At 60.5% G+C, this 14,486-nt stretch carries 9 protein-coding genes and 1 riboswitch; of the genes, 5 read left to right on the top strand and 4 right to left on the bottom strand.

Annotated elements, in window-relative coordinates:
- On the bottom strand, nucleotides 1-195 hold a 195-nt coding region (locus ACMO6A_RS05205; RefSeq protein ID WP_418470865.1), incomplete at its 3' end, for a hypothetical protein.
- A 245-nt stretch (nucleotides 196-440) separates the two neighbouring features.
- Nucleotides 441-552, top strand: a riboswitch (glycine riboswitch).
- Nucleotides 553-686: 134 nt separating this feature from the next.
- Here ACMO6A_RS05205 and ACMO6A_RS05200 point away from each other — a divergent pair.
- A complete protein-coding gene (locus ACMO6A_RS05200; protein WP_156996547.1) occupies nucleotides 687-2,186 on the top strand; it encodes an alanine/glycine:cation symporter family protein in 1,500 nt (499 codons plus the stop codon).
- A gap of 94 nt (nucleotides 2,187-2,280) precedes the next feature.
- Here the strand turns inward: ACMO6A_RS05200 and ACMO6A_RS05195 are convergent, their stop codons facing one another.
- Nucleotides 2,281-3,762 (bottom strand): helix-turn-helix transcriptional regulator, encoded by a 1,482-nt coding sequence (locus tag ACMO6A_RS05195; RefSeq protein ID WP_009609025.1) that lies wholly within the window; start codon nucleotides 3,760-3,762, stop codon nucleotides 2,281-2,283.
- A gap of 205 nt (nucleotides 3,763-3,967) precedes the next feature.
- On the opposite strand from ACMO6A_RS05195, the gene ACMO6A_RS05190 reads away from it, so the two are divergent.
- Both ACMO6A_RS05190 and ACMO6A_RS05185 read left to right on the top strand, forming a co-directional pair.
- Nucleotides 3,968-5,785, top strand: coding sequence for a flavocytochrome c (locus ACMO6A_RS05190; protein WP_015759814.1), 1,818 nt, complete (start codon nucleotides 3,968-3,970; stop codon nucleotides 5,783-5,785).
- A gap of 141 nt (nucleotides 5,786-5,926) precedes the next feature.
- Nucleotides 5,927-6,532, top strand: a complete 606-nt coding sequence (locus tag ACMO6A_RS05185) for an AAA family ATPase (RefSeq protein ID WP_009305687.1) — start codon at nucleotides 5,927-5,929, stop codon at nucleotides 6,530-6,532.
- 107 nt (nucleotides 6,533-6,639) lie between these two features.
- Here the strand turns inward: ACMO6A_RS05185 and ACMO6A_RS05180 are convergent, their stop codons facing one another.
- Together ACMO6A_RS05180 and ACMO6A_RS05175 are read right to left on the bottom strand one after the other, a co-directional pair.
- Entirely contained in the window at nucleotides 6,640-7,215 is a 576-nt protein-coding gene (locus ACMO6A_RS05180; RefSeq protein ID WP_035584402.1) for a hypothetical protein, read from the bottom strand.
- A 10-nt stretch (nucleotides 7,216-7,225) separates the two neighbouring features.
- Complete coding sequence (locus tag ACMO6A_RS05175; RefSeq protein WP_418470864.1) at nucleotides 7,226-12,445, bottom strand: MBG domain-containing protein; 5,220 nt, start codon at nucleotides 12,443-12,445, stop codon at nucleotides 7,226-7,228.
- A 438-nt stretch (nucleotides 12,446-12,883) separates the two neighbouring features.
- Between ACMO6A_RS05175 and ACMO6A_RS05170 the strand changes: the two genes are divergently transcribed.
- Complete coding sequence (locus ACMO6A_RS05170; protein WP_086414115.1) at nucleotides 12,884-13,915, top strand: transglutaminase domain-containing protein; 1,032 nt, start codon at nucleotides 12,884-12,886, stop codon at nucleotides 13,913-13,915.
- Nucleotides 13,916-13,962: 47 nt separating this feature from the next.
- Nucleotides 13,963-14,486 (top strand): type II secretion system F family protein (locus ACMO6A_RS05165; RefSeq protein ID WP_418470863.1); only part of this gene is annotated, 524 nt, incomplete at its 3' end.

Here is a 14,486-nt window from a genome sequence, read left to right as displayed (position 1 = left end):
CACCTTGTCGGTCACGTCCATCGCCGCACGCGGCGTAGGCGCGTCGGCAGCCGGGTCAGTCTGCGCCTCCTCGGCGAGCGCCGGCGAGCGGAACGCCAGAAGACAGAGGGCGACCAGCCCTATCAGAACGAAGAACGCGCGCAAGCGACCCGCGCGCGAAACCGAACAGGTAGGAACAGTTGGCTGGGGAGCCATAGAAGACCTCCTCGTGTGAAAATGTTGCAATAGCAGCAACAGTAAGGAGACCGTCGCCGTCCGCAGCTGAGGCATGCGAACGGTGTTCCGCTCGTAGCGGCATCGACACCGTCCCGCAACAATCCCTTTAGCACGAAAAAGTCAAATAACGGGTTACCAACGGATGCATTCCTTGTTACAATCAGCTGCACAATTTCATAGCGTCACCCCGTTGATACGTCCTGGATCTTGCGAGACAGGGCGCGGAAGGGGCCTCTGGAGAATCCCGATCGTCGGATCGGGTGCCGAAGGGGCAAGGCGCATCGCCGCAAGCGCGATGCCGCTGAAACTCTCAGGCAAAAGGACAGAGCAAAGCTACCTAGCTTGTCGCGCGAGCATGATCCTATGCTTTCCTTCGCATCCTCCAGAACAGCCACGTCGTACACGGGTTTCGCAGAAGTTGCCCGAACGAAGTTGGTTGAAGGAGGATCGTGGTGGAAGGCTTTTTTAGTATGATCAACGATGGGCTCGTCGCTATAGACGACTTCATCTGGGGCGTGCCGCTTATGGTGCTGATCTTGTTCGGCGGCATTTTGCTCACCGTGCGCCTGCGGGGCGTGCAGTTCCGGCAGCTGCCGCGCGCGCTGCGCTATATGATCAAGAACGAAACCGGCGGCGAAGGCGAAGTCACCAGCTTCGGCGCGCTGTGCACGGCCCTGTCAGCCACCATCGGCACCGGCAACATCGTCGGCGTGGCCACGGCCATCGTCGCCGGCGGCCCCGGCGCGATGTTCTGGATGTGGCTGGCAGCGCTGTTCGGCATGGCGACGAAATTCTCCGAAGGCCTGCTTGCCGTGAAGTACCGCAGCGTCGACAAGAAGACCGGCCACGTGCTGGGCGGCCCGTTCTACTACATCGAGCGCGGCATGGGCATGAAGTGGCGCTGGCTGGCGAAGCTGTTCGCGTTCTTCGGCATGTGCGTGGGCCTGTTCGGCATCGGAACGTTCACGCAGGTCAACTCTATCTCCAGCGCCATCACCGGGTTCTTCGACCCCGAGAAGAACGCCACGGTGAGCATCCTTGGCATGGACTACTCCATCTTCACCGTCATCGGCTCCATCGTGCTGGCCGTGCTGGTGGGCCTTGTGGTCATCGGCGGCTTGAAGCGCATCGCGAAGGTGTCCGAGCGCGTGATCCCCGCGATGGTGGTTCTGTACGTGGGTCTCTCGGTGCTGCTCATCGTCACGAACCTCGACAAGATCCCCGGCGCGTTCGTCACCATCTTCGAAAGCGCGTTCGGCCTGCAGGCGGCTGCGGGCGGCATGCTGGGCGCCATCATCATCGCCATGCAGAAGGGCATCGCGCGCGGCATCTTCTCGAACGAGGCCGGCCTGGGCTCCGCGCCCATCGCCGCTGCCGCCGCTCAGACGAAGGAGCCGGTGCGCCAGGGTCTCGTGTCCATGACCGGCACGTTCCTTGACACCATCGTGGTGTGCTCGATGACCGGCCTGGCGCTGGTCATGACGGGCGCGTACCAGATCCCCGGACTCGAAGGCGCGGCCGTCACCACCGCCGCGTTCCAGGCAGGACTACCCTTCATCCCCGGCGAAGTGGTATCATTCGTGCTGATGGCATGTCTGGTGCTGTTCGGCTTCACCACTATCCTGGGCTGGGACTACTACGGCGAGCGCTGCCTTGAGTACTTCAGCAACGGCTCGATGAAAGCCGTGAAGACGTACCGCTGGCTGTACATCGCCGCCGTGTTCATCGGCCCCTACATGACCGTGGCCGCCGTGTGGACCATCGCCGACATCTTCAACGGCCTGATGGCGCTGCCGAACATGATCGCCCTCATCGCGCTGTCCGGCGTGGTGGTGAAGGAGACGAAGGACTACTTCGCCCGCCTGGCCGCTGCCGGCAACGAAGACGAGATGGCGCCGCACCTGCCCGGCGACAACTGGGACATCCCGCCCATCGACCCGCTGGACGACCGCCTGGGCGCGGCCAACTAACCTACTCCGCGCGTCAAGCGCGCAACAGCAGAGAACGGCTCCTCGGCAAACCCTCGCCGAGGAGCCGTTCTTGCATGCGCAACCGGTTCCGCCCCTATCCTGCTTGCCGTTCTTCGTCCTCCCAAGCGGACGAAGAAGACCGGCGACCCTTGCGCACAGGCTTCTCCACATCGTTGAGCAGTTCGAACAGCTCGCTTTTGCTGTGGATGTTGAACTTGCGGTAAATATGGTTGATGTGCGCCTTCACCGTGCCCTGCGACACGTACAGAACCTCTTCGATCTCGGCCACCGTGTCACCCTGGGCGATAAGCTGCAGCACCTCTTCCTCCCGCGGGCTGAGATTGTACGCGCGCGAAAGGTCGGACACGCGAATGGCCATCCGCCCCTCAGCCGATGCGCTGCCCATCGGGTCGTCCTTCAGCACCACGCCCCATTTCGCCGACAGCCCGCGCTCGGTGAAGAAGATCACGACGAACGTCAGCACCACGGCAACCGCCACGCCGCCGTACAGGATAGACGTGGCTTCTTCTCCCAAATGCGCCGACGCACCGGCGAACGCGAGCCACCCTACCAGCTCGACCACGTAGCGGATGCCGCGCTCGATGCCGTTGATCCACACCGCGTTCACGCCGAACCGGTACGTGATGTTGCTCATGACGATCATGATGTACATGGACAGCATGGTGTAGCCCGCATCGTAGCACAGCGCCATGATTTGCGCGTTCGACCCGAAGGTGGGCATAACGAACAGGAATCCGACGATGAACAGCGGAAAAGCCAGCTGGTAGATGGTGTCGAAGTTGAACCAGCGCGATGCAGACAGCACGCCGAAGAACACGAGCGCCGTGACGAACATCGCGCCCAGCACGTTGCCCGGCACCAGCAGCTGCGTCGGCAGGGCCCCGAAGCCGCCCGCGAACGTGCATACCGCCATCAGCAGGATAGGCTTCCACGGGATGGTCTTCGGGTCGCCTTCTTTCATGGCAGGAGGCAGATCACGCTCCGGCAGACGCGTCATGCTCGAACGCACGCACGCCAGGCACACGATGGGCAACACGATGGAGAAGAACGCGAGATACGGCACCGACATGCCCATGAACAGCCACTTCACCACTTCGCCCACGAAGATGGCCATGGCGTGGTACAGCGCCACCCGCATGGGGTTGAGCGAGCCATAGAACTCGGCCCACATGAGGATGAGCGACCCCAGGCCACCGCCCGCCGCAAGCAGCCCCGCAACCTTCAACGCCGGGGACGGCACCGCGAAGCATGCCAACACGATGAGGGCCGATCCGCCCACCATGCACGCGCCCGTGGCCAGCACCGCTTTGCGGTTCGCCCATAGCGGCGTCACACGGCGCGCCGCGAAGGCCAACGCCAAGGAGACGATACCGATCGCCCCTTCGAACAAAAAGTAATCGAACACCGATATGGTTGGAAACGCATCGTAGCGAAAGAACGTTGCAAGCCAAGCGCGGTAGAACCCCACGCCGAAAAACACGAAGGGAATAGCCGCCACCCGAAGCAGCACGGCTTTCCATCGATCGACGAACCCTTGTTGCGCCTTCTCGGTCACGCTTCTCCCCTCAATCGCCCTCCCATAATACCCAAGAAAGTCCAGCTTGCAAGAGGGTTATACCGCGGGTTATGCATTTAACCCCGACGGACAATTGTCGCTCGACCGCAGAACGATAGTCTGGGAACAGCGCTTGATCAGGGAGTAAGCGCCTGGGATACCCGACGCCGGTGCGCGACGTCGGCAACGTAAGGGAGGAAGCATCATGGAACGTTTTTCTCGTAGGCAGTTCATCACCGGCGGCGCCGTGGCCGCTTTGGGCGGCACGCTCGCATTGGCGGGATGCGCGCCCAGCGGCTCGTCGAATGCAAAAGGCTCGAACGGCGCAGGATCGGGCAGCTCCGCCGGCATCGGATCGGGCATGGGCAAGCACGGGCAGTTCGACGTGGAGGTCATGGTCACCGACGGCAACTTGGATCGCATCACCGTCCTCAACTCGCGCGAGACGCCGGGCATGGGCGACGTGGCCATGGAGGAGCTGACGCAGCTCATCGTGGACAACCAGACGCTGAACGTGGACACCGTGTCGGGAGCCACGCTTTCCAGCATGGCATTCATCGGCGCCGTAAGCGACGCGCTCGACCAGGCCGGCCAGAAGTCGAGCGATTGGAGGAAGCGCGACAAGGTCACGCCCGCGCAGACCGAGCTTCCCGCATCGGCCGATGTCGTAGTGGTGGGCGGCGGCGGTGCCGGCTTCGCGGCGGCCATCACGGCGGCGAACGCAGGCAAGAGCGTCGTGCTGCTGGAGAAGATGGGCGTGTTCGGCGGCGACACCGCGCTGTCAGGCGGCGAGATGGCCGCGCCGGGCAACTGGATCCAGGTGCAGGAAGGCATCGCCGACAGCCCCGACGCGCTGGCGAAGGACATGCTGGAAGGCGGCGACAACGCAGGCGATCCTGCCCTCGTGCAGATCATCGCCGAAGGCGCGCTGGACAGCTCGCAGTGGCTCACCTTCGAAGGCGGCATCTCGTGGAAGCACGACCTCATGCAGTTCGGCGGCCACAACACGAAGCGCTCCATCATCCCCATCACGCACAGCGGCAGCGAGATGACCACGAAGCTGACGAAGCGCGCCGGAGAGATCGACACGTTGACGCTGGCAAAGAACTCCCCCGCCGTCGAATTGGTGAAAAGCGGCGACGCCATCACCGGCGTGAAGGTGAAGAACACGGTGACCGGCAAGGAGTCCACCATCGCGTGCAAGGCCGTAGTGCTGGCAAGCGGCGGCTTCGGCTCGAACATCGACATGCGCGTGAAGTACAACCCGGCCATGGACGACTCCATCCTGTCCACCGACTCGGTGGGAGCCACGGGCGACGGCATCACCATGGGCGAGGCTGCGGGCGCGAACCTCATCGACATGCAGTACATCCAGACGTACCCCGTGTGCGACCCCGAAACCGGTTCGCTCTTGTACGTGGGAGACGTGCGCCTCGAAAGCCGTGCCATCATGGTGAACAAGGAAGGCGACCGCTTCGTCGAGGAGCTGGACCGTCGCGACGTGCTGTCCAACGCCATCGTCGAGCAGACCGACGGCAAGGCGTACATGCTGTTCAACCAGGCGAACGCCGACGAGACCGGTTTGCTGGTCACGCACGAGGACGAGTACGAGAACCTTGAGGCGCGCAAGGTCATCGTAAAGGGCGACACGCTTGAAGCCGTGTGCGAGCCCTTCGGCGTGGACGCCGCCGAACTGGCGAAGACCGTGGAGAAGTGGAACCAGTACTGCAAAGACGGCAACGACCCCGACTTCAACTTCCGCGGCGACTTCAACGCCATCGAAGACGGCCCCTACTACCTGATGGCCTACAAGCCGGCCGTGCACTACACCATGGGCGGTCTGCATATCAACACCGACGCGCAGGTCCTCGACGACGCCGACGCCCCCATTCCCGGCCTGTACGCCGCCGGCGAGGTGGCCGGCCACAAGATGGGCACGAACCGCCTGGGCTCCTGCTCGATGTCCGACATCTACACGTTCGGACGAATCGCCGGTAAGAACGCCGCAGCGTTCTCGGCATAGCGTACCAACCCCTGCGACCTTGCGCATCGCGCTCGGGTCCTTCCCTCCCTGGCCGCGCCCTCTCTCCGGGCGCGGCCTTTTTCAGGTACAATATCCTCAACGAAATCGCGTCGAGTTCGCAGGAACACGGAAGGGGCCAGCATGGACCAGCATCTCGTTTTCGCCATCAGCAGGGAGTATGGAAGCGGCGGCCGCGAGATCGGCGAGCGCCTTGCCAGCGAGCTGGGCATCGCGTACTACGATAAGCTCCTGCTCAAGCGCATCGCGGAGGAGAGCGGCCTCAGCGGCGACGTGGTGGAAGACTTCGACGAAAAGCCCATGCGGCCGCTGCTGCTGAACCCCAACAGCTTCTTCTGCGGCACCGACATCGAGCACCCGGTGGCCTCGCGTATATACAAAACCGAGGTGGACATCCTCAGGTCCATCGCCAACGAGGGGCCGTGCGTCATCGTCGGGCGCTGCGCCGACTACGTATTGGAAGGCCACCCGGGTCTGGTCAGCCTGTTCGTCAGCGCGCCCATGGAAGCGCGCGTCGCGCGCGTCATGCGGCGCAACAACCTGTCCGAGAGCGACGCACGCAGCCGCATCGCACGCGTGGACAAGAACCGCGCCAGCTACTATCGCTACTTCACCGACGAGAACTGGGGGCAGGCGCGAAACTACGACTTGTGCATCAACTCCGGCAACTTGGACGCGCTGGGAGCGGTCTCTGTGATCAAAACGTTCGTGGAAGCGCGGCAGAGCTAGCGCACCAGAGCGCGTCCCGAATCGCTGCATCCGCAGAGCACAGCGCAGAAGCGGCGTGGAGCACAAGCTGCAACGACGAAAGCGACCCCGTCACCGGGGCCGCTTCTTTACGCTGCTTGCTCGAGCGAGGCCAGGATGCGGGCCAATTCTTCGGGCGAGCCGAAGGGACGCTCTTCCTTCGTCTCCACGATGAACACCTCTCCCGTCCACGTTTTCTGCTGGATCTGCGGCTTCGCCGCTCCGGCAGACGCCTGCTCAGAGTCTACGACCGCATCGGAACCCTGCTTCTCCTCGGCCTCGAACTGCTTCGTGCGTACGAAATACTTCACGACGAAGCGATCCTTATCGGGAAAATCCGCACGCGAGAAATCGTACTTCAAGCTCTGCAAGATGCCCGCGATCACCTCGGACATCGGCTGAGAGCCTTCGATAGTCGCCAAGCCCTGCTCGCTGTTGTACGTGGCACAGTCGCCCACGTACACGGTGCGAACCCGCTGACGACGCGTGCGCTCCATCTTCACGATGACGGCGATGGCCACCACGATGACCAGCCACCACACGATGGACAAAACCAGATCGAGCGGCTCGTCCACCCGGTTGAGCCCCAGGAAGTACCAGAGCCACAGGAAGAACGCCGAGGCCAAGGCCAGCAGGACGAATACTATCACGTTGCTTTTCTTCATGATGAAACCCCTATTCGCCCAATCCGGCAGCCAACGTCGCACCCGCAGGAGCGCCCTTCGGCGCTATCGGCGCCGAAGCGTCGTCGCCGATCGAGGGAGCGCCGGGAGCGGGGTCGCCGCCCCCGGTCAATCCGTCTTCGTACTTCTTCAGCTTGCGCGAGAACAACCCGCGACGCAGCGCCACGCAAGCTCCGTACAAGGCCGTCACGATGATGCCGAGGATGATGTACCAATGCACCCAGCAGGACGCATGGTCATGGCTCGCAAGCGGCGTATCGTTGTCGCCGATCTCGGTTTCGCGAGGCTCAGCCAGCGGCGTCTCGTTGTCGCCGATGACCGCCTCGGCCGCACCCTGCAGCGCATCGACGATCGGCGTGACGACGGGCGCTATCGGGCTGTCCGGCGGAACGGTGCCCGGCGTGGGCAGCGGCGTCGGAGTCGGCGAGGTCGGAGGTGTCGGCGGGGTCGGCGGCGTCACGGGAGCAGCTGTGATGGTGAAGGTGCCGTTGAGCACGGCGACCCTGTAGTTCCCGTTCTGCGTGTAGAGCGCCGTCAGGGCGCCAACATACACGCCTGCGGCTTCCTCGCCACCAGGACGCACGTAGTTGATATCGCCCAGATCCCCCTCGGCCACAAGGCCTTCGACCGTGCCGCTGAAGGCAGGATCGTCAGCGCCGGCAACCTTGGAAGCATCGGCAACAGCGATGGTCACGGGAGCAGGGTTGATGACAACAGTGGCACTTACGGGCGCGCTTTCCTCATAACCATCATGCGTCGCCTTTACATACACCGTATATGTACCGGCATTTGTGAACTCGGGATTGGCATCCGACCACGTGGAACCGTCGACAGAGTATAGCAACGCGGAGCCGTCGACGCTGGCCTCGGCGACAACCGAGACAGGCTGCCCGTCGTAGGTCTTGGTCAAACCTGTCGCGTCAATGGTAACGACGTTTCCACCGGCAGGCACGATAGAGAAGTTGCCCGGCTCGACGGTGTAGGTGTAGTTGCCGTTCAGGTTGCCGACCGTCGCAGTCAGCACATCGCTGTAATTGCCAACCTCTTCATCGATGTTCGTACGACTGTAAGCTATGTCGCCCAGCAAATCATCGCCAAACAGGCCCTCGACCGCTCCCGTAAAGCCCGGATCGGCCTCGCCGTAAGCCTTCGAAGAATCGTTCACCCTGATAACGGCAGGTGCAGGGGTGATGTTATACGCACGCTCCACCGTACCCATGTAGTTGCCGATGCCCGTGATGGTAACGGTCACAACGCCAACGTTCCTGACGTCCTGGCTGTAGGAAACCGTGTAATCGGTACCCGTAACAAGCTTATGGTTGTTCCTATCGAACACCGAAGGGATCCACCTCTGTTCTTGTCCGTTGTACTGCACGTCGTACGGATTGTTGATCTGGATGCCCGTATAGCTCGGATCATCCGGATCGATGGAGGCGGAAGTAACGGTCAGCTTGCCAACCGTATAGACAACGTTGTAGTTAGCGGCAATAAACCCTTCGCCAGGTTCGACAACAATGGTGTTATCGATCGGACCACCGATATCGGTGATAGAACCTGTTGCCCGAACGCTCGCCTCAGTACCGACGAAACCGTCTCCGCCCACTGTCACATCGGGAAGTTCCAGTGCCGTTCCGTCGTAAATCTTGGTGGCGCTTCCAGACGCGAGCGTAACTTCGCGCGGCAGGATCTCGAGCGCGCCGTCCTCGGTGTGGACCGCGAACTCGCTGGTCACGTTGTTGCCGGCGGGGTCTTCGACCTTGAAGTCGCCGGTCACGTTGTTGGTGTAGGTGCCCGCGGCGGTCTCGGCGGGGTCCTGGGTCTCGTAGCCGGAGACCGCGTACTCGACGTCGTCGATGACGAAGCGGTCGGTCACGACGCCCTTGGCGGACTTCTCGGTGCCGTCGTAGACGTTGCCGGTCGAGGAGTTGGCCTTGAGGGTCACCTCGTACTTGGCGTCGCGGTTGGTCACCTTGAGGCTGCCGTCGGCGGTGGCGACGTCGTAGTTGTTGGCCACGTCGACGTCGCCGTCCTTGACGGCCACGGACTCGACCGTGGCGGGCGAGGCGCCCGGGGCGGTCTGGCTGCCGGAGAGCGCCACGTCGGCCTCGTGGCCCTCGACCAGGCCCTCGCCGCCGATGTCGTAGCCGGTGTCGGCGGCGGTCAGCGGCTTGCCGTCGTACTGCTTCTCGCCGCCCTTGGCGGTCACGGTGACGGGGCGCTTGGCGATCTCGAGCGTGCCGATAGTCTCCTCATCAATGAAGTAATTCGACTCTTTAGCCGAGCCACTCCAATCGATTTGATATGCATTATCGGAAGTTCCGACATCGGTACGACTTCCGATAACAATAAGGGTGGCGGTCTCATCATTGACCAAGCCCGAAAGCTCAGCGCCTTTTGTAGCAATCAGCGGAGCGCCATCGTAGAGCTTAGAATCATCGGGCGTAACAATCGAAATCGGGGCTTTTTCTACAATCAAAGTAGGCTCGCTAGCTTCAACCACTTCGAATTGATTTGTAACGTCGGAGCCAGACGATTTCTCAAAAATGCGCATCCCAGAATAGTCTATGGTGCCCTTATACGTCCCCACGTCGGTGCCCTGTGCAAGCGCTTGTACGCCAGAAACCGTATAGCTACCCATGTCAAGTCCGGAAACAGTAAACCCAGTATAGCTCTGTTTCGTTCCACTGTAGGTTTTCTTCGTTTCATCGCCGAGAAGCTTGATGGGGATGACGCCCTGCCATTGCGCGACAAGCGTAACGTCGCGATCCGGCATAATCATGCCGGAAACACCAGCAGAATAAACGTCTCCTGTATCTTTATCTTTCCATCCCGTAAAGACATACCCATCTCGCGAGGGATTCGAAATGAAGGAGACACGGGCGCCTACTTGCTGAACGGCCGTTTTGTCCTGGATAGTACCATCCGAAAAAGCGCCACCGTTGGCTTGGTACGTCAATGTCTTCGTGTTGGCGATATAACGCGCATAGAACGAGGCTGACGATGACGGGGAAACGCTGTCAGGAGCTTTAGTGGTATAGCTTTGATCGAGATACCAGCCGTCGAAGACATAGCTGGCTCCATTATGGTTGACACGAGAATTGTACGTATACCCATCGGTCTCAAAAGAGGGGGCATCCGTATTAACTGTGCTATTGAGCCCGAACGCAACATTTTTGTCATGAGAGGTGGAGTTGGTGACCACACTTCCATCAGGTTTTTGCGTGAGGTATGTCACGCCGATGGTCGTATCCTTATTGATGCTCAACGCACCGTCGGTATGCATCGACTTGCCATAATCAAAGGTGTTATACCGGTAATCGACCGACGAACCCGCAACGCTCAGCGTAGTCCAGTCTATGGTATACGTCCAATCAGGAGAGTAATCTGCGTAAGCTGCCCTGATACCATTTCGGATGGCCTCGTCGGAAGGAGTGGAGACGATATAATCAGCAATGCTGAAATTTGACCCGTCATACCAGCGGTCGCCACTATTAAACCCATCGGGAACGATCATGGTTCCTTCACCGGCATACATATAGTCCTTGGCAACCGTGCTGGTGTTCGAACGCCCCTCAAGAACGAAATAGAAATAGGCTTGAGAAGTGAATACAGCGTAGTACGACACATCTTCGGTTACGGCAGGCAGCTCGCCCTCAGTCAAATAATTTTTCGAGTTGGGAGCTGTGGCCCAACCAACAAACTGCTTGTACTGCCAATCGCCTGCACGATTAGGAGTCCCTCCATAGCTGGGCACCTCCCCGTCTCGCACCTTCGTGCTTTTGGAAACATCGCCATTGACGTACCACGATACCGTGTGCTTGACGACCGACGGAACGACGTGCACTTTGGCGGTGTCGGTATACGTTCGATTGCCCACCTTGTAGCTATAGGTAATCGTGGCAACACCCGGACTCACACCGACGATGTCTGCGCGATTCTCCTTTGAGAAAGCGACTTTCGCCACCGATGCGTCAGAGCTAGTCCAAGAGTATCCTTTCGAGTTCCACTTCCGCTCTCCAAGAGCCTTAATCGTTTCCCCTACCTCTATTGAAGAAGAATCCAACTTGATGCCTGTACTGGCATAATTGCTTCCCGTGGCCACATAAATAGTAAAGTGATCCACGTCGAAGCTTTGGACGGCGGGGTCGGCTTGGCGGGCGCCGATGGTCTCGACTTGAGACGCATCGTCGGACACGCGGTACACGCCCACCTCTTCGCCCTCGACGTTCGCGTCGAAGAAGCAGACGTTCAGAGCGCCATTGGGCTGGATCTCGTTGCCGTCTTTGTCGAGCAGCGTCACATCAATGGCGATCGCATCCTCGAGCACCTTGCCCTGGCTCTCCACTCTCTCGGCCACGGCGTCCACAACGTCCTGACGCTCGATCCGCGTCGCCTGCACGGTCGCACCTTCGGGCAGCACGCCTTCGGCGGCGGTTACCTTCACCAGCACGTTGCCGGCTTGGGCATAGCCCTCGAACGCCGGGTTGCTCACGTCGGCTTCGACCTCGACGACGTCTTCGTCGGCAACGGGGGCTTCAGGCTCATCGGTCTCGGGCTCTTCCGATTTCGGCTCTTCGGGTTCGCCCTTTTCGTCCGCCTCGCCCGGCTCGATCTTGGTATCGCTAGTGATAGGCGTGGTTTCAACTTCGGGCTCATCGGAGACAACCGCAGCGGCGACAACGGACACGACCAAGGTGCTGTCGACATACTCGGCCGCGATGCTAGACACGCCGTCCTGGGTGGTGACGGGCACGTCGGCGTTCGCGGCGTTCTTCGCGGTGATGGCTCCCAGCTCGAAGCCGGTGTCGGCGCTTGCTGTAAACCTCAGCTCTTTGTGCAGTTCGGTGGTCAGCATCGTGCCGGAGAGCAGCTGATCCTTCACGGACACGAACGCGTTCTGAGTTTCGAACGTTACCACGGCTTCGTCGACCGTCGTCGAAACAAGAGGCTGGGAAGGCGTCGTCTTGGACGCATCGGCATCCTTGGCCGCAGCGCTCTCGCCATGCTGCACGGCCTCGTCGACCGCTTCCTTGTCGGACTCGCCGACCACCTGATCGGTGGGAGCGGACTCGGTTTTCGAACCGTCCTTCTGACCTTCGTTGCCTGCGAACGCCAGGATGTTCGTCATCGACATGACCAACACCACAGACATGAGGACGGCAAGGAACTTGCCTTCGAACGTGTTTTTAAGATCTAGCATTTTCTCCAACATACCTATCACCCAGACTTTCGCCAGCTACGGAAGGATCGGCTGTTCGTCGCGAACCGCTTCGCAGTTCCGATCCAAGCACGTAGACGCACTGCGCTTGTCGATGAGCTCATACGTTGTCGAATATGCTGAAAACTCGTCTATCTTATGGTAGGTGACAGACCTGACATACCACGTTCTGCAATACAGAACAAGGGCATAGTCTATAACCCAATCTATATTCTATCACGTTGCGACCCCAAATGCTCTAGTAGTGGCCTCATTAAAACACCAATTGGACAACGCGTTAACCAAATCCGCATTTTATCTGGCCGTTTAAGAAACGAGCATCTGCATCTAACGTAGCGGGAATCGCTTTTTCGTGCCAAAATCAACAGTATCCGGTATGTGCGCAAGGAGGGGTATAATGCCCTCCGAGACAATGAATCGTAGAGAGGGCGCATGCACCTGCTCGGCATCACAGCCGCTGGACGGAAACGACGCGACGGAGCTTGCACGCCGCAACATCGGCGCGCCCGCACGCTGCGTGCGATCGTCCGCAGCGCGTGCGCGGCGGTTCTGGCGACGACGCTCGTCGCGCTGGGAGGATGTAGCGAAAACGACGCGGTCGGCAAAACCTCGAACCCCTCAGGCGGCCAGAGCCAGACGAGCGGCCCGGCCTACGAGCGGCCGGAGCTTGCGCTCTCCCCGTTCGACCAAGCGGCGGCCGGCGGCGAAAACGGCGTGAGCATCGACGCTTCAAACCTGGCGAAAGGCTACGTGGCCGTCTCGGCAACTGCATCAACCCGCTTGAAGCTCCAAGTTTCGTTTGAGGGTTCGGAAACGCAGTATTATTTCGATCTGCCCAGCGACGGCACGCCCATCTCATGCCCTCTCGTTCAAGGCAGCGGCGCGTACACGTTCACCGTCTGGGAAAACACTACCGGACAACGGTATTCGGAGCTGTACTCGCTCGCCGACCAGCCTGTGACGCTGGCTGACGAATTCCAACCGTTCATCCGACCGAGCGTCTACTGCGACTACGACGCGTCCAGCAAGAGCACGCAATTGGCGAACAACCTGTCCGCCGACGCCCAGAACGAGGGCGACGTGGTGCGCGGGATCTACGACTGGATCGTTGAAAATATCGCATACGACGAGGACAAAGCCGCTCGGCTTGCCGATGCGACGGGCTACCTTCCCAATCCCGATTCGTGCATCGCCGACGGCTCGGGAATCTGCTTCGACTACGCATCCTTGGCGGCCGCCATGCTGCGCAGCCAAGGGATCCCCTGCAAGATAATCACCGGGTACGTATCGCCCGATAATATATACCACGCTTGGAACATGGTGTATATTGACGGCACATGGGTCGATGCCCATATCGATATCAAGCAGAACACGTGGACGCGTATCGATACGACGTTCGCGGCCGGAAGCGGGTCGAGCTACGTGGGAGACGGAATCGCGTACACCGACCTCTACACGTACTGATTATGACGATACACGTAGCAGCACGAGACAAAAGGAGCGCGTAGGACATGGCCACGAAGATGCTTGAGAGCAGCGCTGTTTCCGCCTTCTGCGAAAGCGTCGCCGTCATGCACTCCGCCGGCATCCAGATGGACGAAGCCGTCTTTCTGCTGGGCGAGAACATGGAAGACGCCGCGTTCAAACGCGCGTGCGACGACGTATACAAAGAACTCATCGTCGGCAAGCCCCTGGCGCTCGCTATGGACGATTCAGGATGCTTCCCCTCCCACGTCGTCGACATGGCGGGCGCAGGCGAGCACGCGGGCCGCTTAGAGAACGTGCTGTGGAGCTTGGCGAGATACTACGACGAGGAAGATCGCCTGTACGCCAAGATAAAGAACGCGATCGCCTACCCGGCTGCGCTGCTGTGCGTCATGTCGGCGATCTTGCTGTTCACCGTCATCGTCATTCTGCCCGTGTTCGTGGATGTGTACCATGGCCTCACCGGCAACTTGACGGCCGGCTCCTTCGGATACGTGAACGCTTCCATCATCATAGGCTGGATCGCTCTGGGCGTTACGCTGCTGTGCAC

It is taken from the genome of Eggerthella sp., assembly GCF_048329335.1.
GTDB classification, from domain to species: Bacteria; Actinomycetota; Coriobacteriia; order Coriobacteriales; family Eggerthellaceae; genus Eggerthella; species Eggerthella lenta.
The sequence above is the reverse complement of the archived record's forward strand: the minus strand, read 5'-3'. Positions and strand labels throughout refer to the sequence as shown.